At 73.3% G+C, this 23,724-nt stretch carries 24 protein-coding genes; 11 read left to right on the forward strand and 13 right to left on the reverse strand.

Annotated features, from left to right (window positions below; all coding sequences use genetic code 11):
- Positions 1 to 46 precede the first annotated feature (46 nt).
- Complete coding sequence (gene greA / locus L1785_RS03620; RefSeq protein ID WP_236087772.1) at positions 47 to 529, reverse strand: transcription elongation factor GreA; 483 nt, start codon at positions 527 to 529, stop codon at positions 47 to 49.
- A gap of 260 nt (positions 530 to 789) precedes the next feature.
- Positions 790 to 1,284: a DUF4307 domain-containing protein gene (locus L1785_RS03625; RefSeq protein ID WP_236087773.1), complete on the reverse strand. Its 495-nt coding sequence runs from the start codon at positions 1,282 to 1,284 to the stop codon at positions 790 to 792.
- A gap of 107 nt (positions 1,285 to 1,391) precedes the next feature.
- Between L1785_RS03625 and mca the strand changes: the two genes are divergently transcribed.
- From mca to L1785_RS03640, 3 genes are read left to right on the forward strand one after another with little or no spacing between them, the layout of a single operon-like run.
- The gene (gene mca / locus L1785_RS03630) at positions 1,392 to 2,285 is read left to right on the forward strand and encodes a mycothiol conjugate amidase Mca (protein WP_236087800.1); all 894 of its coding nucleotides are present in this window, start codon (positions 1,392 to 1,394) and stop codon (positions 2,283 to 2,285) included.
- Positions 2,282 to 2,647 carry a hypothetical protein gene (locus L1785_RS03635; RefSeq protein ID WP_236087774.1) on the forward strand — a complete coding sequence of 122 codons (366 nt, stop codon included), beginning with the start codon at positions 2,282 to 2,284 and terminating at the stop codon, positions 2,645 to 2,647. The genes mca and L1785_RS03635 overlap by 4 nt, the downstream gene beginning before the upstream one ends.
- On the forward strand, positions 2,640 to 3,491 hold the full coding sequence (locus tag L1785_RS03640; RefSeq protein WP_236087775.1) for a carbon-nitrogen hydrolase family protein: 852 nt from the start codon (positions 2,640 to 2,642) through the stop codon (positions 3,489 to 3,491). Before L1785_RS03635 ends, L1785_RS03640 begins: the two co-directional genes overlap by 8 nt.
- Positions 3,492 to 3,534: 43 nt before the next feature.
- Here L1785_RS03640 and trhA read toward each other — a convergent pair whose 3' ends face one another.
- Positions 3,535 to 4,197, reverse strand: a complete 663-nt coding sequence (gene trhA, locus L1785_RS03645; RefSeq protein ID WP_236087801.1) for a PAQR family membrane homeostasis protein TrhA — start codon at positions 4,195 to 4,197, stop codon at positions 3,535 to 3,537.
- Between the two features lie 385 nt (positions 4,198 to 4,582).
- Here trhA and L1785_RS03650 point away from each other — a divergent pair, with 385 nt between their 5' ends.
- Together L1785_RS03650 and L1785_RS03655 are read left to right on the forward strand one after the other, a co-directional pair.
- Entirely contained in the window at positions 4,583 to 5,344 is a 762-nt protein-coding gene (locus tag L1785_RS03650; RefSeq protein ID WP_236087776.1) for an isoprenyl transferase, read from the forward strand.
- Positions 5,345 to 5,406: 62 nt separating this feature from the next.
- Entirely contained in the window at positions 5,407 to 5,883 is a 477-nt protein-coding gene (locus L1785_RS03655; protein ID WP_236087777.1) for a MarR family winged helix-turn-helix transcriptional regulator, read from the forward strand.
- Between the two features lie 1,367 nt (positions 5,884 to 7,250).
- On the opposite strand, the gene L1785_RS03660 is transcribed toward L1785_RS03655, so the two are convergent.
- The 3 genes from L1785_RS03660 to L1785_RS03670 all read right to left on the reverse strand — a co-directional run bounded on the left by L1785_RS03660 (position 7,251) and on the right by L1785_RS03670 (position 10,726).
- Positions 7,251 to 8,936 (reverse strand): ArnT family glycosyltransferase, encoded by a 1,686-nt coding sequence (locus L1785_RS03660; protein ID WP_236087778.1) that lies wholly within the window; start codon positions 8,934 to 8,936, stop codon positions 7,251 to 7,253.
- A gap of 91 nt (positions 8,937 to 9,027) precedes the next feature.
- On the reverse strand, positions 9,028 to 9,384 hold the full coding sequence (locus L1785_RS03665; RefSeq protein WP_236087779.1) for an ArsR/SmtB family transcription factor: 357 nt from the start codon (positions 9,382 to 9,384) through the stop codon (positions 9,028 to 9,030).
- A 4-nt stretch (positions 9,385 to 9,388) separates the two neighbouring features.
- On the reverse strand, positions 9,389 to 10,726 hold the full coding sequence (locus tag L1785_RS03670) for an MFS transporter (protein WP_236087780.1): 1,338 nt from the start codon (positions 10,724 to 10,726) through the stop codon (positions 9,389 to 9,391).
- Between the two features lie 237 nt (positions 10,727 to 10,963).
- Here L1785_RS03670 and L1785_RS03675 point away from each other — a divergent pair, with 237 nt between their 5' ends.
- Entirely contained in the window at positions 10,964 to 11,206 is a 243-nt protein-coding gene (locus L1785_RS03675) for a hypothetical protein (protein WP_236087781.1), read from the forward strand.
- A gap of 191 nt (positions 11,207 to 11,397) precedes the next feature.
- On the opposite strand, the gene L1785_RS03680 is transcribed toward L1785_RS03675, so the two are convergent.
- From L1785_RS03680 to L1785_RS03690, 3 genes are all read right to left on the reverse strand, one after another.
- Positions 11,398 to 11,568, reverse strand: a complete 171-nt coding sequence (locus L1785_RS03680; RefSeq protein ID WP_236087782.1) for a HipA N-terminal domain-containing protein — start codon at positions 11,566 to 11,568, stop codon at positions 11,398 to 11,400.
- Positions 11,558 to 11,815, reverse strand: a complete 258-nt coding sequence (locus tag L1785_RS03685; protein ID WP_236087783.1) for a helix-turn-helix domain-containing protein — start codon at positions 11,813 to 11,815, stop codon at positions 11,558 to 11,560. The genes L1785_RS03680 and L1785_RS03685 overlap by 11 nt, the downstream gene beginning before the upstream one ends.
- A gap of 288 nt (positions 11,816 to 12,103) precedes the next feature.
- The gene (locus L1785_RS03690; RefSeq protein WP_236087784.1) at positions 12,104 to 13,018 is read right to left on the reverse strand and encodes a LysR family transcriptional regulator; all 915 of its coding nucleotides are present in this window, start codon (positions 13,016 to 13,018) and stop codon (positions 12,104 to 12,106) included.
- 84 nt (positions 13,019 to 13,102) lie between these two features.
- Between L1785_RS03690 and ald the strand changes: the two genes are divergently transcribed.
- The gene (ald, locus tag L1785_RS03695) at positions 13,103 to 14,188 is read left to right on the forward strand and encodes an alanine dehydrogenase (RefSeq protein WP_236087785.1); all 1,086 of its coding nucleotides are present in this window, start codon (positions 13,103 to 13,105) and stop codon (positions 14,186 to 14,188) included.
- A gap of 97 nt (positions 14,189 to 14,285) precedes the next feature.
- On the opposite strand, the gene L1785_RS03700 is transcribed toward ald, so the two are convergent.
- Entirely contained in the window at positions 14,286 to 15,797 is a 1,512-nt protein-coding gene (locus L1785_RS03700) for an MFS transporter (RefSeq protein WP_236087786.1), read from the reverse strand.
- A 205-nt stretch (positions 15,798 to 16,002) separates the two neighbouring features.
- On the opposite strand from L1785_RS03700, the gene L1785_RS03705 reads away from it, so the two are divergent.
- From L1785_RS03705 to hemQ, 4 genes are all read left to right on the forward strand, one after another.
- A complete protein-coding gene (locus tag L1785_RS03705) occupies positions 16,003 to 16,608 on the forward strand; it encodes a TetR/AcrR family transcriptional regulator (protein WP_236087787.1) in 606 nt (201 codons plus the stop codon).
- Positions 16,609 to 16,660: 52 nt separating this feature from the next.
- A complete protein-coding gene (locus L1785_RS03710) occupies positions 16,661 to 17,878 on the forward strand; it encodes an AAA family ATPase (RefSeq protein ID WP_236087788.1) in 1,218 nt (405 codons plus the stop codon).
- Positions 17,879 to 17,977: 99 nt separating this feature from the next.
- Complete coding sequence (locus L1785_RS03715; RefSeq protein ID WP_236087789.1) at positions 17,978 to 19,132, forward strand: ferrochelatase; 1,155 nt, start codon at positions 17,978 to 17,980, stop codon at positions 19,130 to 19,132.
- A complete protein-coding gene (hemQ, locus tag L1785_RS03720) occupies positions 19,129 to 19,875 on the forward strand; it encodes a hydrogen peroxide-dependent heme synthase (protein WP_236087790.1) in 747 nt (248 codons plus the stop codon). Before L1785_RS03715 ends, hemQ begins: the two co-directional genes overlap by 4 nt.
- A gap of 28 nt (positions 19,876 to 19,903) precedes the next feature.
- Here hemQ and L1785_RS03725 read toward each other — a convergent pair whose 3' ends face one another.
- From L1785_RS03725 to L1785_RS03735, 3 genes are all read right to left on the reverse strand, one after another.
- Positions 19,904 to 20,695 carry a putative protein N(5)-glutamine methyltransferase gene (locus L1785_RS03725; RefSeq protein WP_236087802.1) on the reverse strand — a complete coding sequence of 264 codons (792 nt, stop codon included), beginning with the start codon at positions 20,693 to 20,695 and terminating at the stop codon, positions 19,904 to 19,906.
- The gene (locus tag L1785_RS03730) at positions 20,695 to 22,182 is read right to left on the reverse strand and encodes a M48 family metallopeptidase (RefSeq protein WP_236087791.1); all 1,488 of its coding nucleotides are present in this window, start codon (positions 22,180 to 22,182) and stop codon (positions 20,695 to 20,697) included. The genes L1785_RS03725 and L1785_RS03730 overlap by 1 nt, the downstream gene beginning before the upstream one ends.
- A gap of 110 nt (positions 22,183 to 22,292) precedes the next feature.
- Positions 22,293 to 23,585 carry a Glu/Leu/Phe/Val family dehydrogenase gene (locus L1785_RS03735; protein WP_268914815.1) on the reverse strand — a complete coding sequence of 431 codons (1,293 nt, stop codon included), beginning with the start codon at positions 23,583 to 23,585 and terminating at the stop codon, positions 22,293 to 22,295.
- Positions 23,586 to 23,724 lie beyond the last annotated feature (139 nt).

Raw genomic sequence — 23,724 nt, forward strand, 5'->3', positions numbered from 1 at the left:
AACGTGCGAGGCGGACCGCACACCGCCGGCGTGGGTCGGGAGCGCTTCAGCCCTGGAAGGGCTTGGCGTCCGTGATCTCCACGGAGATCTCGCGACCGTTCGGCGCCGTGTAGCTCGTGGTCTCGCCGATGGTCTTGCCGAGGATCGCCGCGCCCAGGGGGGACGTCGGAGAGAACACGTCGAGGTCGGTGGTCCCGGCCATCTCGCGGGAGCCCAGGAGGAAGGCCATCTCGTCGCCCGCGACGAGAGCGGTCACGACCATGCCGGGCTCGACCGTGCCACTGTCGGACGGTGTGCCGATCTCTGCGTTGCGCAGCTTCTCCGTGAGCTCGCGAATGCGCGCCTCGTTCTTGGCCTGCTCCTCGCGGGCGGCGTGATATCCGCCGTTCTCCTTGAGGTCGCCCTCGTCACGGGCCGCGGCGATGCGCTCGGCGATCTCAGTGCGGTAAGGGCCGGACAGGTGCTCCAGCTCCGCCTTGAGCCGGTCGTGCGCTTCCTGGGTGAGCCAGGTGACAGAAGCGTCGGTCACGGGGGCTCTCCTTTCGTGGTTGCTCGTTCGAGCGACAGTGGCCGCGCGCGTGCCCACCGACGGGAGCTCCACCGGGTGAGAGCACGCGCGTCGGCCGATCAACACAGCGTGTGAATCTCTTAGGATACCAAATGCCCGTTCCGAGGTCAGGGTATTCCGAGCCCCGTCCGATTCGTGGCATCGCCAGATGCAAAGTCAAGGACTGGACGGGATCAAGGTTCCGTCAAGGATAGGTCCGCGGCGCCTCGATGACCAGGGGTTCAGGGTTCGACGACGCAGTCGTCGACCACGCCGGTCGTCGCTCGCTCCGTGGTGCGCACCTCGGCCGTGTACCGCGCGGTGCGGTCCTCGTTCGGCCCGACCTGGACCTGGAGCGCGCCGACCTGGGCGTACGAGGGGTTCAGGGCGACGAGCGTGCAGGTCGCGCGCATGCCGGGCGGCATGCTGACGTCGAACGTCACGTCGACCTGCTCGGCGCTCACGATCGAGAAGCCCACGTCCGTGAACGACACGGGGTCCTGGCGCTGCTGCTCCACCGCGAACCATGCGGCGACCGCCACGCCGGCGGCGAGCGCGACCCCGATCGCCACGCGAGCGCCCGCACCGAGGCGCCCGCGGGCGCGGCCGTGACCGTACCTGTCCGCGAGGTACTCGTCGTCGGCGGCCACGGCGGCGGCGTCCGCGCCGGCCTGCGGGCCGACCGCGGAACCGGCCTCGGTGCCGACCTTCGGTGACGGTTCGTGTGGGTGGCTCATGATTCCATTGTCCCTGAGCCTCGGCCGATCCCGACCCGGCAACCATGACGCCTCGACCACACACGGAGGAACCGGTGTCCGTAGCCCAGCGCGAGCCGCTGCGCCTGATGGCGGTGCACGCGCACCCCGACGACGAGTCCAGCAAGGGGGCCGCCACCATGGCCCGCTACGTCTCCGAGGGGGTGGAGGTCCTCGTCGTCACGTGCACGGGGGGTGAGCGCGGTGACGTGCTCAACCCGACGTTCGCGCTGCCCGAGGGCCACGACATGTCGTCCCTGGAGGGCACGGCCGCGCTGCGACGCGTGGAGATGGCCGCCGCGGCGGCCGTGCTCGGCGTGCGCCAGCACTGGCTCGGCTTCGTCGACTCGGGCCTGCCGGAGGGCGACCCGCTGCCGCCGCTGCCCGAGGGTTGCTTCGCACTCGTTCCGCTCGAGGAGGCGGCGCGCCCGCTGGTCGAGCTGGTGCGCGAGTTCCGCCCGCACGTCATGACGACGTACGACCCGTCGGGCGGCTACCCCCACCCCGACCACATCAAGTCCCACGAGGTGGCGTTCGAGGCGTTCCACGCCGCGGCGGACCCGGAGCGCTACCCGGGCACGGGCGAGGCGTGGGCCGTGCGCAAGCTGTACTACGACCACGGCTTCTCGATGGACAGCATCCGCACCGTCCACGAGGCGATGGAGGGCGCCGGCCTGGAGTCGCCGTTCGGGGAGTGGGTCGAGTCCCGCACCGCGCGCGAGATCCCGGAGCGCCCGGTCACCACGCGCGTGCCGGTCGCGGCCTGGTTCCCGCAGCGGGACGCGGCGCTCATCGCCCACGCCTCGCAGATCGACCCGAACGGCTTCTTCTTCGCCGTCCCGCGCGACCTGGAGGCCGACGTGTGGCCGTGGGAGGAGTACGAGCTGGCCGAGTCCCGCGTGCCGCTCCCGCAGCCGGAGCCGGGCACGTACGAGGACGACCTGTTCGCGGGCGTGCGCGAGGGCGCAGAGGTGTCCGCGTGAACGCGTTCCTGCTCCTGGCCGCCGCCGACCCGTCGCCGAACCCCACCGGAGGGACGCTGCGCCCGGGCCTCACCGAGACCGACGTGTCGCCGGGCCTCATCGGCTTCCTCGTGACGTTCGCGATCGCCGCGGCATGTGTCCTGCTCTTCGTCTCGCTCACCAAGCACCTGCGCAAGGCGCGGCGCAACGCCGAGGACCTGGGCCTGCCTGTCGAGCGGCGACAGAGCATCGGCTTCCGCCGCGACGACGAGGCCTCGGCTCCGGCCGAGGGTGGCAACGGGCCGCGCGGCGACGCTGCCCGTGGTGGCGAGGCGCCTGGCAGCGAGGAGGCCGACGGCGGCCGGGGTGTCTCGGGTGGCTGACGCCGGGGCTGACGCGGTGCACCGGGACGGGCGTCCGGCGTCGGGCAGCGAGACCGTGCGTGTGACCGTGGCTCAGGTGGCCGTCTCGGACGACCACGTCGCGAACCGCGTGGTCGCGGCTGACGCGTTCCGGTCGGCGGCGCGCGTGCACGCCGAGCTGCTGGTGCTGCCGGAGTACGCCTCGGGCTACGACCGGGGCGGCGTCGGGGCCGAGCACGCGGAGCCGCTCGAAGGGCCGTTCGTCGCGAACCTGCGGCGCCTCGCGCGAGAGCACGGGATCGCGGTGATCGCGGGGACGACGCTGCCCGGGTCGTCGGGCCGGGCCGTGAATGCGGTCGTGGCGGTCGACGGGGCGGGCGAGCTCGCCGGGGTGTACCGCAAGGTCCACCTGTACGACGCGTTCGGGACGCGCGAGTCTGACCGCCTGGAGCCCGGACAGGCCGACGCGCCGCCGCTCGTGCTGCGCGTCGGAGCGCTGACGTTCGGGGTGCTGACCTGTTACGACCTGCGGTTCCCGGAATCGGCGCGGCGCGTGGTCGACGCGGGCGCGGACGTGCTCGTGTACCCGTCGGCGTGGGTGGCCGGCCCGCTCAAGGCCGAGCAGTGGCGCACGCTGCTGCAGGCTCGAGCGATCGAGAACACGTCGATAGCGATCGGCGTGGGGATGGCGGGGAAGGGCGTGACCGGGCGGTCGGTGCTCGTGGGCCCGGACGGCGTCGTGGGGCTGGAGCTGGGTGACAAGCCGGACATCCGCACGGTGGACCTCGACCCGGCTGGTGTGGCAGCGGTGCGGGCGGCGAACCCCTCGCTCGAGAACCGGCGCTACACGGTCGTGCCGAGGTAGAACGGGCCGAGGTAGAACCGCACAGGTCCTACCTCGGCAGGTCCTACCTCGCCGTCGCCGCCAGGAAGATCGCGACCGTGTGGCACGCGAAGCCGACGACGGTGAGCACGTGAAAGATCTCGTGGAAGCCGAACCAGCGGGGGCTGGGGTTGGGCTTCTTGGTCCCGTACACGACCGCGCCCAGGGTGTAGGCGAGGCCGCCACCCGCGACGAGCCACACGATCGCAGGCCCGCCGCCCGCCCAGAACTGCCCCATGTACCCGACGGCGACCCAGCCGAGCGCGACGTAGACCGGTACGTAGACCCAGCGCGGGGCGTTGAGCCACAGGATGCGGGCGAGCAGGCCCAGCAGGGCGCCGCCCCACACGATGGCGAGCAGGATCGTGGCGGTGCGCGGCGGCAGCAGGAGCACCGCGAGGGGCGTGTACGTACCCGCGATGATGAGGAAGATGTTCGAGTGGTCGGCCCGCCGCAGGGCGGCCGCGACGCGGGCGGACCACGTACCGCGGTGGTACACCGCGCTGGTGCCGAACAGCAGGCACGCCGTGAGCGCGAAGATCGCGCACGCCACCTTCCCGGCGACGGGCGGTGCGAGCACGACGAGCACGATGCCGGCGGCGAGCGTCAGGGGGAAGGTCCCGGCGTGGATCCAGCCACGCAGACGGGGCTTGATCTGCTCCACCGTCCCGGCGACGCCGGCGGCCACGTTGGCGACTGCCTCACCGACGCTCTCGCGCACGTCGCCGAGGGTGTCACCGACCTTGGCGAGGTCGAAGCGGTCGGCCTTGCGGCCCTGCCGCTGGTCTTCAGCTACCACGGATCCTCCTCCGTCGCGGGGCGCGGCCACGGTCCGCCCGGTGCCGCCTACGCTCTAACTTACGCAAGCGTAGGTTACGCGGCCGTAGGTTCATGCCACGCGTTGTGAAGATACTGCGGCCGGATCGGGGGAGGTGCTCGGAAGCCGTCCACGCCGCCTCGTGGCGGCGCAGAGGGGCTGGTGCGGCGAGGTAGCGTTGTCCCGCCGGTCGGCCGGTCCGCCCGCGCCGCCCGCCGGGAGGCGGGCGCCTCTCGACGACCTGACAGAGGTGTCCGTGCGCCTGCCCCGCCCGCTCTACCGGCTCTACGAGCGTCGCCTGGCCGCGACCCTGGTCGGCGCGACGTTGCCGAGGCACGTGGGCGTCATCCTGGACGGTAACCGCCGCTGGGCGAAGTCGTTCGGCAAGACCGCCGTGACGGGACACCGGCAGGGCGCGGACAAGATCGCGGAGTTCCTGGGCTGGGCCGAGCCGCTCGGCATCGAGGTCGTCACCCTGTGGATGCTGTCCACGGACAACCTCGCGCGCTCCGCCGAGGAGCTGACCAACCTGCTCGACATCATCGAGGACGCGGTGCGCGACCTCGCCGACTCGGGCCGGTGGCGCCTGCGCGTCGTCGGCCGCCTGGACCTGCTGCCCACGCGGCTCGCCGCGGCACTGCGCGAGGCCGCCGAGCGGACCGACGGGGTGCAGGGCCTGCAGGTCAACGTCGCCGTGGGGTACGGCGGCCGGCACGAGATCGCCGACGCCGTGCGCGCGTACCTCACCGAGCAGGCGAAGAACGGCGCCACGCTCGCCGAGCTCGCCGAGAGCATCGACGTCGAGCACATCGCCGAGCACCTCTACACCAAGGGTCAGCCCGACCCCGAGCTCGTCATCCGCACGAGCGGCGAGCAGCGCATCGGCGGCTTCCTCATGTGGCAGAGCGCACACTCCGAGTTCTACTTCTGCGAGGCGTACTGGCCCGCATTCCGCCGTGTCGACTTCCTGCGCGCCCTGCGCGACTACTCGTTGCGGGAGCGTCGCCTCGGACGCTGACCCGATCGGCCGCAGGTAGCGTTTCTGGTGGTGGGGGACGAACGACGGGGGGAGATGGAGAGATGGAGCGGCCGGCGCGAGCGTCTGCCCGTGATACGGCGCAGACCTGGGAGTCGATCTTCCGCACCCAGGTGACGCTGATGCGGCGCCTCCTTGCCGACGACATCTGGGGCGACCTCAGCATGCGCGAGTACGACGTCCTCTTCACGCTGTCCGGCGCACCCGGGGGAAGCCTGCGGCTGCGCGACCTCAACGAGGCGATCCTCATGGCGCAGTCGTCACTGTCGCGCATGGTCGAGCGCCTCGAGGCGCGCGGGCTCGTCGTCCGCGCGCCCGCCCCCGACGACGGTCGCGGCACCCTGGTCGCCCTCACCGTGGAGGGCGCCCGCATCCAGAAGGAGCTCGGGCGGGCACACGTCCGGTCGATCGACCACTATGTCGGCGGTGTGCTCGACGCCGGCGAGATGGCGACCCTGCGCGGGCTGCTGGACCGCCTGCGAGCGGCCCAGGCGGACATCCCGGACCACAGGGACTCCTGAGCCGGGCGCTCGCAGGCAGTCCCGTAGGCTGCCGTCGTGCTCCGAGCCCTGACCCGAGCCGGCGCCCGGCCGGCTGTCGAGCGGTGGGCGCTGCTCGGCGCGGTCATCACCGCCGTCCTGTGCTCGCTCACCGCGACCTTCGCGGACCCGCCCTACGTCACGGGCGACGAGGCGCCGCACGTCGACTACGCCTACCAGCTGTGGCACGGTGGCCTGCCCGTCTTCGAGGAGGGGCTCGTCCTGCGGCCCGACGGCGCCTGGCTGGCCCCCGTGCAGTGGACGGCGCAGCACCCGCCGCTCTTCTACCTCCTGGTCGCGCCGGTCGTAGGCCCGCTGGCCGACGCCGGTCACCCCGTCGCCGCCGTGTACGCGGTGCGGGCCGTGAACTCGCTGCTGCACGGCATGCTCGTGCTCGTCACCTGGTGGACGGTGCGCCGGCTCGCGCGGCCCGGCAGTGCCCTGCCCATGGTGACGGCGCTGGTCATGGCCCTCGCGGCGGCCGCCGCCCGGCTCGGCGGGTCCGCCTACAACGACCTGCTCGCGGCCGTTCTCGCCGCGCTGCTGCTCGGCCTCTGCGCGCGCATCGTGCGGGACGGGCCCACCGCGCGGCTCGTCGCCGCGGTCGCCGTCGTGGCGGCGCTCTGCTCGGTGACGCGCACCTCGGCGACGGTCGTCGCGGCTGTGTGCTGCGCCGTCGCGCTCCTGGCGGCCGTGCTGCGCAGCCGCCGCGACCGACGGGCGGTCGGCCCGACGATCGCCCTGGCGCTCGGCGCCCCGGTCGCCGTCCTGGCGGCGAGCGGCTGGTTCTACCTGCGCAACGTGCGACTCACTGGCAACCTGACCGGCAGCCACTTCGACTGGTCGTCCGAGAACCAGCACCGCGTGATCCGGACGCTTGCGGAGGTGCTCGCCGACCCGATCACCTGGGGACGGCTGCCCGACCTGTTCTGGTGGGCCGGGCCCGTGCCCGCCCGCGGATACCCGGCCGTCACGATGACGGTCACGACGGTGCTCCTCGTGTGGGTGCCGGTGCTGCTCGGGGCCGTGTGGCTCGTGCGGCGGGCGGCGGCCGCGCGGGCTCGTGCGACGGCCGGCGCGGCGTCCGCGACCGCCGACCGGGTCCTCCTGCCTGCCCTGCCGGCGGTCGCGTTCGCCGTCGCCGCTGCGACCCAGCTGATCTATGCGACGAACGGCGGCGGCCTGTACCCGCGCTACCTGCTGCCCGTCGCGGTGCCGCTCACGCTGGCCGTCGCGGCGGGGCTGCTGGTACGCCCGCGCCTGCTGGTCCCTGCGTGGACCGGCCTCGTCCTGGTCGACCTCGCCGTGTGGGTCGGGATCCGGCTGACGACGCCGGTGGAGCCGGGGCGCTACACCTCGGCGCCGGTCCCCGCCGTGGCGGCCGCGGTGCTCGCCGTGGTGGTGGGCGCGATCTCGGCCTGGCTGGTGCTGCGCACCGTCCGGGCGTACGCGATCGCCGCCAGCACGGCCGCGACGGCCGCCGACACCGCGAGCACGAGCAGCAGCCCCGCCTGAAGCCCGGACAGCGGGCTCCAGGCGATCCACCGCGCGCCCGCGGTGGCCAGCGACTCGCCCGGCCCGCGGTACATGCCCGCGGACGCGAAGGCCAGCCCGGCCCATGCGGTGGCCACGCCGGTGGCGACGACCGCCGGCACGGCACGGTCGATCGCCAGCGGCCAGCGCGCGAGGAGTGCTCGCAGCCCGACGGCGAACGCGACGGCCAGGGCGGTGAGCCCCATGAAGAGGTACCGCCCCTGCACAGCGGCGATCCAGCCGTGCTCCTGGTAGAACGACCAGCCGTTGAGCAGCACGAACAGCGTGAGCAGCACGGGCAGGACCAGGAGCACCGCGACCGGGCGCCGGTGCTCGCGTGCCACGACGGCAGCAACGCACACCAGCACGAGCAGCCACGTCGCGATGAGCACGACGACAGGGTTCGCCCGCAGCTCGAGCCACCCGAAGTTGCCCCAGAAGGAACGGGTGAGCATCCGCCACGCGGTCCCGAGGTAGTAGCCGAAGCTGTCGGCCGGCTGGTCGGGCATCGTCGGAGGGAGGCCCACGGGCTGCACCGTCCCGAGCACCAGGAGGTTGCGGGCCCACCACCAGCCGCCGACGGCGAACGCGACGACGAGCGCGAGCAGCGCCCGCAGGCCGCGGACGGCAAGCAGGCCCGGGGCCCCCGCGACGAGCGTGGGCGCACCGGCCGCGAACAGGTACGCCAGCAGGATGGTCGGCAGCGCGAAGCCGGGCATGATCTTGGTGAGCAGGCCGATCCCCACGGACAGCCCCAGCAGCCCGGCGGTGCGCCACGACAGGTCGCCGGTCAGGACCCGCACGCACAGGTACGTCACGACGGCGCCCGTGAGCGTCACCAGCGCGTCGTTGGTGACGCTGCCCAGGATGTGCCCCGACTGCGGGACGAGCAGCGGGAACGTCGCCGCCACGAGGGCCGCGGCGCGCGACCCGGTCAGGCGGCGCACGGCTGCGGCAGCGAGCGGCGCGAGCGGTACCAGGAGCGCCACGTCCAGGAGCCGCAGGGCGAGCAGCACGACGTCCCAGCGGGCGTCGGTGAGACCCGTGACGTGGAGAACCGCCGCGCCGAGCGCGTAGTACAGCGGCGGGTGCTGGGTCATCTGGTCGACGACAGGGGTGAGGATGCCGTCGTCGGGCCCGGGCAGGGCGTTGTCCGGGGTGATGCGCACCCGGTCGGCGTCGGGGACCGGCGCCACGTCGATGAACTGGGGCTTGTGCGCGCGGTACACGTACCTGCCGGGCAGGTCGGCGCCACGTGCCGCCTGCTCCTGCGCCTGGACGATCGCCGGGCCGAGGTACGCGTCGCCCGGTGCGGGCCAGCCGCCGCCGTGGGCGAGGCGGACGACGCTGTTGACATGCTGGGTCTCATCGGGGGCGCGGAACCCCGGGGTGACCGTCGCCCACAAGGTGGCGACGAGCGCCACGAGCAGGCAGATGGAGGTCAGGGCCGTGCGGTAGCGCCGCTCGGTCGGGTCGTGCGGGCGGTCAGGTACGAGGCTCATCGTCTGCTTCCGTCGACTCCACATGTGTGTGTCGGCGCCGTTGCCAGGTTCAGTCTGCCGGACATCCGCTCATCCGCCCATGGGGCGTGCCTCAACCGTGATGTGGAGGCGTGTCGTACAGCGCGTGCTCGGTGTGCTGCAGAACGTTGGTGACGAGCGCGGCGACGTGCTCGTCCGGCTGGCCGTAGTAGACGGTCGTGCCGTCGCGGCGCGAGGTGACCAGGCGTCCCGCGCGGAGCTTGGCGAGGTGCTGGGAGACGGCGGGACCGGGCCGGTCGAGCGCTGCGGCGATGGCGGACACGGACATCTCGGTCCCCTCGAGCATGGCGAGGATCGCGAGCCGGGTCCGGTCCGCGAGCAGCCGCAGGACGTCGACGGCGTGGTCGAGCTCGGCGTCAGGCCGGACCCTCGCCGCGGCCGGTGTCGGTGCGCTCGGCACGGTCGTCATCGGCTCATGATCCCATCCCGGCCCGGTCGGCGGGCGGCACCTGGAACCGCGGGTCCCGCCCGGCGCGCGGCCAGAGCGCCGCGGCGGCGAGCGTGGCCGACGCCGCGACGACGGCGAGCACGAGGGCCGTGGTCCCGAGGCCCGCCCGGCCGGTGGACCCGAGCCACCCGGCGAGCGGGTACGTGACGAGCCAGCAGGCGTGCGAGAGGGAGAAGTCGGCGGCGAAGGCGTCGGGCAGGTCGGCGGGAGCGACGTTCCGGCGCAGGATCCTGCCCACCGGCGTCTCGGCGGCGGCCCACCCGAGCCCGACGAGCACCCACAGGACGGCGACGGCGGCCAGACCCCACGACGCCCGCAGCGCGAGGGGCACGAGCGCGGTCGCGACGGCGAGCAGCGCGCCACCCGCGAGCATGACGCGCTTCTCCGGCGCGCGGCGCAGCACTGCAGGCAGGGCGAGGGCCGCAGCCATCGACCCCGCGCCGTTCATGGCGAGCAGGACCGCGACGAGGTCTTCGCCCGCGCCGAACGTCGCCCGCACGATCGTGACGGTCTGGACCAGCACGAACGCGCCCGCGGCGGCGACCGCGAGGTTGAGCACCAGGACCGGACGGAGCGCGGGCGTGCGCCAGAACAGCAGGATGCCGTGCTGGGCGCGCCGCCCGAACGGCATCTCGGGGACGTCCTCGTCGACAGTCCCGGGCGCCACCCCGGGAACAGTCCCGGGCGCGCCGCCCGCCTGACCCGGCCCGCCGGCGTCGGACACCGTGCTGCCGCGTCTCGGCAGGGCGGCCGACAGCACGAGCAGGGCTGAGCCGGCGAAGCCCGCCGCGGTCCCGAGGAAGAGGGCCGACGACGGCACGACGAGGAGCAGGATCGCCGCGAGCAGCGGTGACGCCACCGCCTCGAGGTCGCTGGCGAGTCGCGAGAGGGACAGCGCCGCGGTGTAGTCGTCCTCGTCGGGCAGGACGTCCGGGATGACCGACTGGAACGTCGGGGTGAACGCCGCGGACGCCGCCTGCAGCACGAAGACCAGGACGTACACCTGCCACGCCTCGCCGACGATGGGCAGCGAGAGCGCGACGGCCAGCCGCACGGCGTCGGACCCAACGAGGACGGCCCGGCGGGGGAGCCGTGCCACGGCGGCCGTGGCGAGAGGCGCGACCACCACGTACGCGACCATCTTGATCGCGAGGGCGGTGCCGAGGACGCCGCCGGCGTCGCCGGGGGACAGGTCGTAGGCGAGCAGGCCAAGGGCGACGGTCAGCAGGCCGGTCCCGGCGAGGGCGACGACCTGCGCGAGGAACAGGCGCCGGTAGACGGGATGGGAGAGGGCGCGGAGCACCTGCTTATCATCTGCTTATCTGCGCACATACGCAAACAACAATCCTGTACCGCCGGCTCCCGGACGGGGCCGCCAGAGTGCGCGCGAAGACAGGCTCGACGGTGTGCACTTCTTGATCGTGCGTCCCTCGGGCGGGTCTGACTCGGTACGTTTGCGCGATGTCGAACCCGAACTACCAGCTGCGCATCCCGCTCGTTGCCACCGTCGACCCGGCGGAGGGCTGTGGAGCTGAGCTTGATGGCCTCACCGCAGGACGGTGAGGCCTTCAGGGTTGACGCCAGCACCGACGAATCGATGGAAGACGGAACCTGGGGGCGGGTGTTCTTCCTGGACGATGTCACTGACTCCGACCTGGCGGTCGATGCGGTGCGGGTCGCGCTCGATGAGGGCGGAGCCCCAGCGGGCGCGTACATCGCGGTCTGCCGACACACGGTTGACGACGAGGTCGAACGGCTTGGGCGCATCGAGATCGAGTTCTGAGGCGGGTTGTGCGTAGGTCCGAGCAGTGCGACGGGCCGGTCAGGCGGTCGGCCGGGACGCAGACCATGCCGGACGTCCTGACGCAACTTCTCGGTCGACGGCCGGACCCGGGAGCCGATCGTAAGGTGCTTCGGAGCGGCGGCACCCTCCGGTGCGAACGCGTGGAAGTCCAACGACCCCGACCGGCGGCACTACGAGAACCTGTCCGCCCGGAGCCACAGCGACAGAGGACGCGATCGCTCGCCCCATCGGTCGAGGGCATCGTCGGTGAATCGCAGCCGGAGGGCGCCGTTGCGGAGCCGGGCGAGCGTTCCCGTGCGCGTGCCGTAGAGCCAGACGTCGAGCTCGTCGCTATTCCTCACGGGGCAGTTCCACGGTGACGCGAGCGCCGCGCGGGACGACGTACAGCTCGTAGCCGGCCTCGGCGAGTGCACCCGCGAGAACGTCGGTCGAGACGACGACGCCTCGCTCAAGGCGAGAGATCGTGGGGCGCGAGGAACCGATGTGCTCGGCCATCTGATTCTGGGTGAGCCCGGTTGACTCGCGAGCACCGCGGACTGCGGCGCCGATGGCGGCCAGGCCGCGCGCCCGGTACCAGTGCTGCTTCATAAGTGATTCATCTCCCCCGTGGCGACAGGTGAATCATATTTGAGCAGTCTGAGCTCCCGCCCCCCGGGTGCTGCCCGATGCGCCTGTCCGCGGAGCAGTACGACCCGCTGACCGCGGCCGCGCAGCAGCGAGACCTGCCGGTCTCGAAGATGGCCCGGTTGGCGATCCTCGCCGGCCTCGAATCACCGGCACGGCCCGCAGAACCGATCAGCCTGGGCGCCGTGGCGACCGCTCTGCGTGAAGTCATCCGCCCCCGAGTTCCTCAAGGCCGACCGACCCCGGCGACCGCTACGTCGTCGGACCCGGAGGGAGCGCCTCCCGCGCCGCCGCGCGCAGCGCCGCGACGGTCTCGCGCACCGCGACCCGTGAGGTCGCGCCGCGTCGGGTGACGAGCTGGATGTTGCGGGGTGGAAGGCCGGGCAGCGGGATCGCCTGCACGGCGTGGCGGTCGTCGACGGCGAGCAGCGGCAGCAGCGTGACGGACAGCCCGGCCTCGACGTGCCGCAGCAGGGCTCCGTGGCTGTCGAACCGCCCCACCACCCGGGGCACGAAGCCGGCGCGCAGGCACAGCCGCTCGGCGAGGTCGGCGAGGTGGGCGCCAGGCAGCTCGAACGCCCAGTCCTCGCCGGACAGCGCGGGAAGCCCGGTGGCGCCGGCGAGGTCGTCCCGGTCGCGGGACGCGACGAGCACGACGCGGTCCCCGGAGAGCGGCACGCGCACGAGCAGCGGGTCGGGCGAGACCGGGACGTCGCCGAACTCGGCGGCGACGACGACGTCGGTCTCGCCCCGCCGCAACGTGTCGAGCCCGGCGATCGGCTCCGCCTCCCGCACCTCGACCGAGATCCGTGGGTGCTCGGACCGCAGCCGCAGCACGGCGGGCACCAGGATGCTGTGGAAGGAGCTGGTGAACGCGGCGACGCGCACGAGGCCCGTCGGCTCGGCGTGGAGGCTCGCGATGTCGGCCTCGACGGACTCGAGGTGGTCGAGGATCTCGGCGGCGTGCCCGGCCAGCACGACGCCGACGGGCGTGAGCCGTATCCGTCGTCCGACGCGCTCGAAGAGCTGCGCCTGCACCTCGCTCTCCAGCACCGCCAGCTGCTGCGACACGCTCGACGGGCTGAGGTGCACGGCGTCCGCGACCGCCCGGACCGTGCCGAGCAGGTGTAACTGGTGCAGCAGGCGCAGACGCCACGGGTTCAGCACCCCTTTACTGTACGGGAGGGCCGAACAAACACATCGGAAATGCGACATGGACCTGCACAGCGCTCCGGTCGTAGCGTCACAGGTATGAAGATCGGCATCCCCACGGAGATCAAGAACAACGAGAACCGCGTCGCGATCACGCCCGCCGGCGTGCACGAGCTCGCGACCCGCGGTCACCGCGTTCTCGTCCAGGCCGGCGCCGGGGTCGGCTCGGGGTTCACGGACGACGCCTACCGCGTCGCCGGGGCCGCGACCGTCCCCACCGCCGAGGAGGTCTGGGCCGAGGCCGACCTGCTGGTCAAGGTCAAGGAGCCCGTCGAGCCCGAGTACGCGCTGCTGCGTGAGGGCCAGGTCCTCTTCACCTACCTCCACCTCGCCGCGTCCAAGCCCTGCACCGACGCGCTGCTCGCGGCGGGCACCACGGCCATCGCCTACGAGACCGTCCAGCTGCCCGACCGCTCGCTCCCTCTCCTGTCGCCCATGAGCGAGGTGGCCGGGCGGCTGTCGATCCAGGTCGGCGGGTACCACCTGATGACCGCGGCCGGCGGTGCGGGGCTCCTTCTCGGTGGCGTGCCCGGTACCCCGAGGGCGAAGGTCGTCGTGATCGGCGGCGGCGTCGCGGGCGAGCACGCGGCCGCGAACGCCGTAGGAATGGGCGCCGACGTGACAGTGGTCGACATCTCGCTGCCGCGCCTGCGCCAGCTCGAGGCGCAGTTCGGCGGCGCGATCCAGACGCGGGCCTCCACGCAGTACGAGATCGCGGAGCAGGTCTCGGCCGCGGACCTCGTCATCGGGTCGGTGCTGGTGCCGGGTGCCGCTGCGCCGAAGCTCGTCACGGACGGCATGGTCGCGGCCGCGAAGCGCGGCTCGGTCTTTGTCGACATCGCCATCGACCAGGGTGGCTGCTTCGAGGGATCGCGCCCCACCACGCACGACGAGCCGACCTTCCGCGTGCACGACTCCGTCTACTACTGCGTGGCGAACATGCCGGGCGCGGTCCCCGCCACGTCGACGCGCGCGCTCACCAACGCGACCCTCCCCTACGTCGTCGCCCTCGCGGACCGCGGCTGGGAGGCCGCCCTCGCCGCGGACCCGGCCCTCGCCAAGGGCCTCAACACGCACGCGGGCCGCATCACCAACGACGCGGTCGCGGCGGCCTTCGCCGGCTAAGCCCGCGAACAGCCGTGTGGGCGGAGAAGGCGCCGGGTTCGCACCTCGCGACCCGGCACTTTCTCCGCCCACAGCGGGAGGGGGAGGGGTTGGTGGGTCAGGCGGCCGCCAGGGCCTCCGTCCGTTCCGGCACGGCTATCGGCAGCTTCCCCCGCCGGCGGAACAGCAGCCCGGTCACGACGGCGCCCGTCGCGAAGATGGCTGCCGACCACCAGAACGCCGTCGTGAAGCTGTGCATCGCGGCTTCCGCGACGACGGCGGCGGCCGGCGGGACGGTGGTCGCGTGGTCGGCTACCCAGGCGGTCGCGGCCGTCGTCGCCAGCGTGTTGAGCACGGCGGTCCCGACGGCGCCGCCGACCTGCTGGCTGGTCGAGACCAGGGCGGAGGCGACACCCGCGTGCTCGCGGTCCACGCCGAGCGTGGCGGTCTGGATCGACGACGGCATCGCGGTGCCCATGCCGGCGCCCATGAGCATCAGGCCCGGCAGCAGGTGCGTCGCGTACGCGCTGTCCAGCGTGAGCTGCGTGAGCAGGAGCAGACCGGCGCTCGCGAGCACGAGGCCGATCGGCACCATCACCTTGGGGCCGAACCGCGGCAGGAACAGGTTCGTGGTGAGCTGCGCCGCGGTCACCAGCACGACGATCAGCGGCAGCCACGCCAGGCCCGCAGTCCAGGGGTCGAAGCCCAGGACCGTCTGCATGTAGTAGGTGACGAAGAGGAACGCGCCGAACATGCCCGCGCCGACCGCGAGGATCGCGAGGAAGGACGCGCCGCGGTTGCGGTCCAGGAGCACGCGGAGCGGGAGCAGCGGGTCCCGGGCCGCGCGCTGCCGCACCACGAACAGGACGAGCAGCACGACGGCGGCCGCGAGCGGCGCCCACGTCCAGGTCGACTCCCAGCCCTTGGGCTCGGCCTGCGAGAAGCCGTAGACCAGCAGGAACAGCCCACCGCCGCCGAGGACCGCGCCGACGACGTCGAGGCGCTGCTTCACCGTCCCGGTCAGGCCCCTCAGGAAGACCGTCGCCCCGGCGACCGCGAGAGCGGCGAACACGAGGTTCACGTAGAGCGTCCACCGCCAGTCGAGGTTCTCGGTCAGGAACCCGCCGAGCAGGAGCCCGACGGCGCCGCCCGCGCCGGCGATCGCGCCGAAGACGCCGAACGCCCGGGAGCGTTCCTTGGGGTCGGTGAACGTGGTGGTCAGCACCGAGAGTGCCGACGGGGCGAGCACGGCGCCGAACGCGCCCTGCAGCGCGCGGGCCGCGACGAGCATCTCGAACGACTGGGCGGCGCCGCCGAGGGCCGAGGCGCCCGCGAAGCCGACGAGGCCGACGAGGAAGGTGGTGCGGCGTCCGACAAGGTCGGACAGGCGCCCGCCGAGCAGGAGCAGGCTGCCGAACGCCAGCGCGTAGGCGGTGATGACCCACTGCCGGTCGTTGTCGGTGAAGGCGAGGTCGGCCTGCGCGGACGGCAGGGCGATGTTCACGATCGTGGCGTCGAGCACCACCATGAGCTGTGCGAGCGCCACCGTGGCGAGCACCCACCAGCGGCGGGAGGCCGCCTGGGTGCCGGACGCGCTCGGCGCGACGGCTGGGGAGGACGGGCTGGGCATGAGGACTCCGGGGACGACGTGGGCGGTCGCCGCCAGACTATACGGAACTCGCCAGTTCTGGAACTCCTAAGTTCCGTTATGATGGGGCTTGCTGATCCGCCCGGGATAGTGTTTCGCCGGACCGGGTGCCGCCCGGGCGAGACGAGGCGCGAGGCCGCGCGGGACGTCGTCGGGCAGCGAGGCGGTACAGGACAGGAGGACCGGGGTGCTGGAGGAACGGCAGCGCAAGGGCGGGCGGCCGCGGGACGCGACGCGCGACGCCGACATCCTGGAGGCGGCCCGCGCGGTCCTGGCCGAGCGGGGCTACGAGCGCACCACCATGGCGGAGATCGCAGCACGCGCGGGCGCCGGCAAGGCGACCGTGTACCGGCGGTGGGCGTCCAAGGCGGAGCTCGTGATCGACGTGCTGGCATGCAGCGGGAGCCTCGCGATCACCGTCGACGACGTGCCCGACACCGGCTCGCTGCGCGGCGACCTCGCCGCGCTGCGGGCCCTGAAGAGCCGTGACGAGAGCACGTGGCGGGCCCTCGTCGGCCTGGTCTCCGAGCTCCCGCACTCGCCGGAGCTGGCCCGGGTGGTCGACCAGCGGGTGGTCGGGCCCAGGGTCGCGCTGATTCGCGGGCTCCTCGAGCGGGCCAGGGACCGGGGTGAGCTCCTGCCGGGTGTGAACGTGGACCTCCTCTCGCGCGTGCCGTCCTCGATGATCGCCTACCGCCTTCTCGTCACGCACGAGCCGCTCGACCCCGAGTTTCTCCGGTCGCTCTCGGAGGACATCGTCGTGCCGCTCGCGACGGGCCGGCCGCGCGACTGACGTCGCCCGTCGGGACCGGGTGGGTGTCGGTGGCGGCACGTACGGTGGCGGCGTGACCGAGGATCAGATACGCACCGTCGCCGTGGAGGGCTACCGCTCGCTGCGCCAGCTCGTGCTGCCCCTGGGCCGGCTCACCGTTGTGACGGGCGCGAACGGCGTCGGGAAGTCGTCGCTCTACCGGGCGCTGCGGCTGCTGGCGGAGGTGGCGCTCGGCGGAGCGGTCGGGGCACTGGCCCGGGAGGGCGGGCTGCAGTCCACGCTCTGGGCCGGACCCGAGGTGCACGGCCGGGCCGTCCGCGAAGGCAGGGCGCCTGTCCAGGGGACGATGCGCACGGGCCCGGTGGCGCTGCGCCTCGGCTTCGCGGGCGACGACCTCGGGTACGCGATCGACCTGGGCCTTCCTCTGCCGCAGCGACCGCCCGACCCGTTCGGGCGGGATCCCGAGATCAAGGTGGAGTCCGTGTGGGCCGGGCAGGTGCTGCGCCCGGGCACTCTCGTCGCCGAGCGCCGCGGCCCGGCGGTCCGGCTACGCAACCCGGACGGGCAGTGGGACGTCCCGACGGCGAGCCTGCGGTCGTTCGACTCGCTGCTCACGGAGGTGGTGGACCCGGCGGGCGCGCCGGAGCTGGTCGCGGTCCGGGAGAGGCTGCGTTCCTGGCGGTTCTACGACCAGTTCCGCACCGACCCGGGCGCACCCGCACGCGCGGTCCAGGTCGGCACCCGTACCCCGGTCCTGGCGCACGACGGCTCGGACCTCGCGGCGGCCCTGGAGACCGTCCGTGACCTCGGCCGCGGCGACGAGCTGGACGAGGCCGTGGCTCGCGCCTTCCCGGGCGCCCGCCTGGAGGTGACGTACGACGACGGGCGGTTCGAGGTCACGTTGCGCCAGCATGGCCTGCTCCGGCCGCTGCGCGCGGCGGAGCTGTCGGACGGCACGCTGCGCTACCTGCTGTGGGTCGCGGCGCTGCTCAGCCCGCGGCCGCCCCGGCTCCTGGTGATCAACGAGCCCGAGACGTCGCTGCACCCGGAGCTCGTCCCGGCGCTCGCGGCGCTCGTGGCCCATGCCGCGACGGTCACCCAGGTGCTCGTGGTGACCCACTCGCGACCGCTGGTCGAAGCGCTGGGCGCGCCGGACGTCGTCGGGCGGCGGGGGATGCTGCCGGAGGAGGAAGTGGTGCGCCTCGAGCTGGTCAAGGACCTCGGTGCCACGGTCGTGGCAGGCCGCGAGGGACTGTTGGACCAGCCGGCGTGGCACTGGGCGCGCCGCTGAGGATGCGAGCGGGTTCTGACAGGACGTCCCGTCAATGTCACGTCACCCTCCCTCTCTGACGGGCACCCGGGGCGCCCGACCGGATGAAAGGATGGCCGCATGCCTTCGACCTCCCCCCAGGCGGCGGTGTCAGACGTCGCGCCGTATGACGCCCTGCTCCTGTACTCGTTCGGCGGCCCCGACAAGCCCGAGGACGTCGTCCCGTTCCTGCGGAACGTGACCGCGGGCAAGGGCATCCCGGACTCGCGCCTCGAGGAGGTCGGCGAGCACTACTACGGCTTCGGCGGCAAGAGCCCGATCAACGAGCAGAACCTCGCGCTGAAGGCGGCGCTCGAGGCCGAGATCGCCGCCCGCGGGATCGACCTGCCGGTCGTGTGGGGCAACCGCAACTGGGCGCCGTACACGAACGACGCGATCGACGAGCTGGAGGCGATGGGTGCGCGGCGCGCGGTCGCGCTCGTGACCTCGGCCTACTCCTCCTACTCGGGCTGCCGCCAGTACCGGGAGGACCTCGCGCTCACGCTCGACAAGCGGGGGCAGCTCGGCCCCGACGGCTCCACGGGCATCCAGTTCGACAAGGTCCGGTCGTACTTCAACCACCCCGGCTTCGTGCGGGCCAACGTCGACGCGGTGGTCGAGGGCTTCGCGAACCTGGCGGAGGCCGGCGGCGACGCGGCGAAGGCCCGCCTCGTCTTCGTCACGCACTCCATCCCCGACACGATGGAGGCCGCCTCCGGCGTGGGTCACGCGACCTACTCCGACCAGCACCGGTCGGTCGCGCGCCTGGTCGCGGCGGCGGTCTCCGAGTCGCTCGGGCACGACGTCGGTTGGGACCTCGCCTTCTGCTCGCGCTCCGGCCCGCCCAGCCAGCCCTGGCTGGAGCCCGACGTCAACGACCACCTCGCCGCGCTCGCCGCCGACGGCACCACCGACGTGGTGCTGTCCCCCATCGGCTTCGTGTCCGACCACATGGAGGTCGCCTACGACCTCGACACCGAGGCCCTCGCCACGGCGAAGGAGCTCGGCATCACGGCCGTTCGCGCGGGCACCGTCGGGACCCGCGCGCCGTTCGTCCAAGGCCTCGTCGACCTCCTGCTCGAGCGGGCCGCGCTGGCCCGCGGCGAGTCGGTGGCCGAGGCCACGGTGGGCGACCTGCCCGCCTTCCCGTCCGTCACCCCGCCGGGCTGCTGCCTTCGTCGTCACGAGGAACCCAGCGGCATCCCGGCACTCTGCTCGGAGGACATGCACCAGTGACCACCCATGTGCACGGCGACACCGGCCACGAGGTCGACACGGCCGCCATCAACGAGGCCATCCGCTACACGATGTTCTCGGTCTTCTCGCTGTCCGAGACGCTCCCGGAGGACCCCGCGGAGCTGAAGGACCTCGTCGCCGACGCGGAGTCCGCGGTGGGCGGTGGAGCCGACCCGGCCGCCGTGGAGGGCGACCTGGTCCTGCGCGGCTGGTACGACGTCGGCGGCCTGCGCTCCGACGCCGACCTCATGCTCTGGACGCACGGACCCTCGATCGAGGCCGTGCAGGGCGCCTACCAGCGCCTGCGCGCGTCCGCGCTCGGCCGGACGCTCGACCCCGTCTGGTCCGTCGCGGCCCTGCACCGGCCCGCGGAGTTCAACCGCGGCCACGTGCCCGCGTTCCTCGCGGGCGAGCAGCCGCGCGACTACCTGTGCGTGTACCCGTTCGTCCGGTCCTACGACTGGTACCTCCTGCCGGAGGACGAGCGCCGTACGATGCTCCGCGACCACGGCATGGCCGCCGCCGGGTACAAGGACGTGCGCGCCAACACGGTCTCCGCGTTCGCCCTCGGCGACTACGAGTGGATCCTCGCGTTCGAGGCCGACGAGCTGCACCGCATCGTCGACCTGATGCGGGACCTGCGCGCCACCGAGGCGCGCCGCCACGTCCGGGAGGAGGTCCCGTTCTTCACGGGCCCCCGCACGACCCTGCAGGCCTGGGCGGAGCGCCAGCCCCGCTCCTGAGCCTGAGCCGGACCACTCGGGATAGGCGTCAGGGTCGCGTCGCGACCACGCCCAGGGCGCCGGCTTCCTCGTCCTCGATCACCCGGGCAGTCAGCCCGACCTTCTCCGCGTGCCCGACGGCGGAGCTCACCTGGTCCTCGCCCGTCTCGAAGAGGAGGTGGCCACCCGGGCGGAGCCACCCGGGGGCGGCGTCCATGACGCGCCGCAGGATGTCGAGCCCGTCGGCGCCGCCGTCGAGGGCGACGAGCGGCTCGTGCTCCCGGGCCTCGGGCGGGAGGGTCGCGACGGCGTCCGTGGGGACGTAGGGCGCGTTGCACAGCAGCAGGTCGACGCGTCCGCGCAGGGTCTGGGGGAGCGGCGCGTCCAGGTCGCCGGCCGCGACCTGTCCGCCCCACGGCGTCAGGTTCCGGGCGGCGACCGCGGCGGCGACCGGGTCGATGTCCACGGCGCACAGCTCGACGACGCGTCCGGCGTCGGACAGGCCTGCCGCGACCGCTCCGCCCACGGCGCCGCAGCCGCAGCACAGGTCCGCGACCACTACCGAGTGCCCGCCGGCGAGGCCGAGGGCGACCGCTTCCCGCACCAGCAGCTCCGTGCGCTGTCGCGGGACGAAGACCCCGGGCTTGACGGCCCAGCGCCGCCCGGCGAAGTCCACCCAGCCGACGACGTGCTCCAGCGGCTCGCCCGCGACGCGGGCCGCGAGCATCGTGCCCAGGAGGGCGGGGTCGCCGGCCGCCGCCTCGCGCAGGACGGCGGCCTCCTCCTCGGCGAAGACGCAGCCCGCCGCGCGGAGCCGGGAGACGAGGTCGAGGTCGGTGATCACCCGGCGATCGTAGGCGCCAGGACCCCCGCCGCTTCCAGCCATTTCCGGGCGGCCGGCACGCCCTGCGTCGTGGACGCGAGCTCGGCGACCTGCGCGATGTCGAGCACCGCGCCGTTCGGCGCGACGACCATCGCCGGCCCGGCCCACGAGCCCTGCCAGGTACCGGCGCCGGACCGGACGGCCTCGACCTGGAACGCCGTCCGGATCAGGTACCGGGTGTGGTCGGCCGCCTCCTCGGCGGGCTCGCCGGGAGCGACGGCTCGCGCGAGCTCCGCGAACCAGCCGGCCGTCAGCAGGTCGAGCAGCAGCGGCACGTCCGCCGAGGGGCGCTGGGCGAGCCGCGCGACGGTCTCCAGGAAGCCGGCCGCGACCTCCTCGGTGTGCTTGCCGACCGACAGCGCGACGAGCGGTGCCCACTCGAGCCGCTGCGGGACGCCGCGGAACTCGAACGCCGCGTCGACGACGGTCGCGGCCACCCGGTCGAAACCGGCGACGAGCCGGGTGGCTGGCCGGGTGTCGTGCACGGCGAAGCCGGCGTCGGGCATGGCCTCCATAGCCTCGACGCGGGCCGCGATCGGTGGGTGCGAGTCCCAGCGCGACTGTCGCGCGAGGGGCGCCTGCGTCCGCAGGCGTCCAAGCTCCTCGGTGCGGGCGGCGAGCATCGCGCCGAAGCCGGCGAAGAACCCCGCCGACGTGGGGGCGTACCCGTGGCGCAGGCCGATCGAGACGTACTGCCCGAGGTAGGTGTCCCACGCGGCGTCGAGGACTGGCAGCTCCCGCAGGGCGCCCTGGGCGACGTCCCGGCCGGCGGCGGCGACCGAGAGCCGGTCCGCCTCCAGCTCCTGGGACCGGCTGACGGCCGCGCTGACCAGGAGGTACAGGTAGGCGTACCGCTCGAGGACCTTGCCCACGACGTTGTCGTGCAGCTCGGCGACCGTCGCGAGCACGGCCTCGCGCCCGCGGTACGCGACCGGGGCGAGCCGGGTGTGCGCGCTGGAGTAGTGCCCCAGCTCGTGCGCCAGAACGGACCGGACCTGACCGACGGTCAGGCCCTGGAGCAGCGGCACGCCCAGATAGAGGCGGCGTCGGCCGCCCACGAGGCCGAGGAACCGCGTGTCCTCCGACACGGCGGCGTTCACCTCGGGGACGAGCCGCACCTCGTCGGGCATGCGGGTCCGCACGATGCGCGCCACCTCGTGCAGGTGGCGCCACAGCTCGGGCGCGTCCTGGCGGGTGAGCAGAATGCCCGCCTCACCACGGCCGGCCGCGCGCGCCGCCCGGGTGACGCGGACCAGCGCCAGGACGACACCCGTCACCGAGACGAGGGTGAGCACGCCGAGCTGGAGCGCGGGCCCGACCCGGCCCTCCGTCACCGCGACGAACGTGAGTCCGCCGAGCACGCCGATCAGGCCGAGCGCCAGCACGTAGAAGCCGGCGAGCAGCACCACTGACAGTGCGGCGCGGAGCGGGGTGGTCAACGTCATCCTCCTCGGTCGGGTCCCAGGGCTGTGGCCGGGCAGCCCTGGGACCTTAGCGAGGAGACTTCGCCCCTACCAGGAGGTTGACACAGAATTGGGGCGGCGGTTGCCGAGATTTACGGGTACAGGCCCCGGATCAGGTGCGCGTCCGCCACGCGCTTGACGCCGATGACGAGCGCCGCGTCGCGCAGCGAGATGTCTTCGCGCCGGGCGAGCGCCGCGACCTCCCGGTATGACGCGACCATCCGCTGCTCCAGCTTGTCCGCGATCTCCTGCTCGGTCCACCAGTACGTCTGGTTCGCCTGGACCCACTCGAAGTACGAGACGACGACGCCGCCCGCGTTCGCCAGGACGTCCGGCACCACCGTGACGCCGTTCTTCTTGAGCAGCACGTCGCCCGCGGCGGTCGTCGGGCCGTTCGCGCCCTCGACCACCCAGCGGGCGCGGACGCCGTCGGCGGTCGACTCGTCGAGCACGCCCTCGATCGCGGCCGGCACGAGCACGTCCACGGACAGGGTGAGCAGCTGGGCGTTGGTGATCGGGTCGCCGCCGTCGAACCCGACGACCGAGCCCGTGGCCTGCACGTAGTCCGTCAGCCGGGGGACGTCGAGGCCGTCGTCGGACTTGATGCCGCCGTACTGGTCGCTCACGGCGAGGACGCGCGCGCCGCGCGCGGCGAAGATCGCCGCCGCGTGCGAGCCGACCTTGCCGAAGCCCTGGATCGCGACGGTGACGTCCTGCAGGTCTGCGCCCGCCTCGGCGAGCGCCGACGCGGTGACGTGCACGAGGCCGGCGCTGGTCGCGGTGCCGCGGCCCAGCGAACCACCGACGGCGAGCGGCTTGCCCGTCACGACGGCGGGGATCGTGTAGCCACGGTTCACCGAGTAGGTGTCCATGACCCAGGCCATGGTCTGCTCGTCGGTGCCCATGTCGGGGGCCATGATGTCGGTGTCCGGACCGATCATCGGCATGATCTCGGACGTGTAGCGCCGCGTGACGCGCTCCAGCTCGGACTTGGAGTAGTCGCGCGGGTCGATCGCGACGCCGCCCTTGGCGCCGCCGTACGGGAGGTCGACGACGCCGCACTTCCAGGTCATCCACATCGCGAGGGCGCGCACCTCCTCGATGTCGACCGCCGGGTGGTAGCGCAGGCCGCCCTTGCCGGGCCCGCGGCTCACGTTGTGCTGCACACGGAAGCCGTGGAACAGCCGGATGTCGCCTGTGTCGAGGCGCAGCGGCACTGCCACGTGGATCTCACGGCGGGGCGTGCGCAGCATGGTGTGCAGCCCGTCGTCGTAGCCGAGGATCTCGACGGCGCTCGCGAGCTGGGCGTGGGCGGTGGCGAGGGGTGATCCCTCGCGCGGCCCCTCCTGGCCCGCCTCCTGGGCGGGCCCATGGGCGGTCTGCAGGGTGGTGGGCTGGTTCGATGACGTCGTCGTCAACGGGTCCTCCGGAGAAGGAGCGCCCCGGCCGTTGTGTGGTCCGGGCGCGGGTGGCGCGGCGCGGGTCGTGCGCCTCAGTACCAACCTAGCGTGGTTGGCAGGCGCG

Source organism: Antribacter soli (genome assembly GCF_021568775.1).
GTDB lineage: Bacteria > Actinomycetota > Actinomycetes > Actinomycetales > Cellulomonadaceae > Antribacter > Antribacter soli.

What these genes read in the sequence shown, in the direction of transcription:
- L1785_RS03625 (WP_236087773.1), bottom strand. Translation starts at nt 1,284, where the DNA reads ATGAGCCACCCACACGAACCGTCACCGAAGGTCGGCACCGAGGCCGGT.
- mca (WP_236087800.1), top strand. Translation starts at nt 1,392, where the DNA reads ATGGCGGTGCACGCGCACCCCGACGACGAGTCCAGCAAGGGGGCCGCC.
- L1785_RS03655 (WP_236087777.1), top strand. Translation starts at nt 5,407, where the DNA reads ATGGAGCGGCCGGCGCGAGCGTCTGCCCGTGATACGGCGCAGACCTGG.
- L1785_RS03660 (WP_236087778.1), bottom strand. Translation starts at nt 8,936, where the DNA reads ATGAGCCTCGTACCTGACCGCCCGCACGACCCGACCGAGCGGCGCTAC.
- L1785_RS03665 (WP_236087779.1), bottom strand. Translation starts at nt 9,384, where the DNA reads ATGACGACCGTGCCGAGCGCACCGACACCGGCCGCGGCGAGGGTCCGG.
- L1785_RS03675 (WP_236087781.1), top strand. Translation starts at nt 10,964, where the DNA reads ATGGCCTCACCGCAGGACGGTGAGGCCTTCAGGGTTGACGCCAGCACC.
- L1785_RS03685 (WP_236087783.1), bottom strand. Translation starts at nt 11,815, where the DNA reads ATGAAGCAGCACTGGTACCGGGCGCGCGGCCTGGCCGCCATCGGCGCC.
- ald (WP_236087785.1), top strand. Translation starts at nt 13,103, where the DNA reads ATGAAGATCGGCATCCCCACGGAGATCAAGAACAACGAGAACCGCGTC.
- L1785_RS03700 (WP_236087786.1), bottom strand. Translation starts at nt 15,797, where the DNA reads ATGCCCAGCCCGTCCTCCCCAGCCGTCGCGCCGAGCGCGTCCGGCACC.
- L1785_RS03715 (WP_236087789.1), top strand. Translation starts at nt 17,978, where the DNA reads ATGCCTTCGACCTCCCCCCAGGCGGCGGTGTCAGACGTCGCGCCGTAT.
- L1785_RS03730 (WP_236087791.1), bottom strand. Translation starts at nt 22,182, where the DNA reads ATGACGTTGACCACCCCGCTCCGCGCCGCACTGTCAGTGGTGCTGCTC.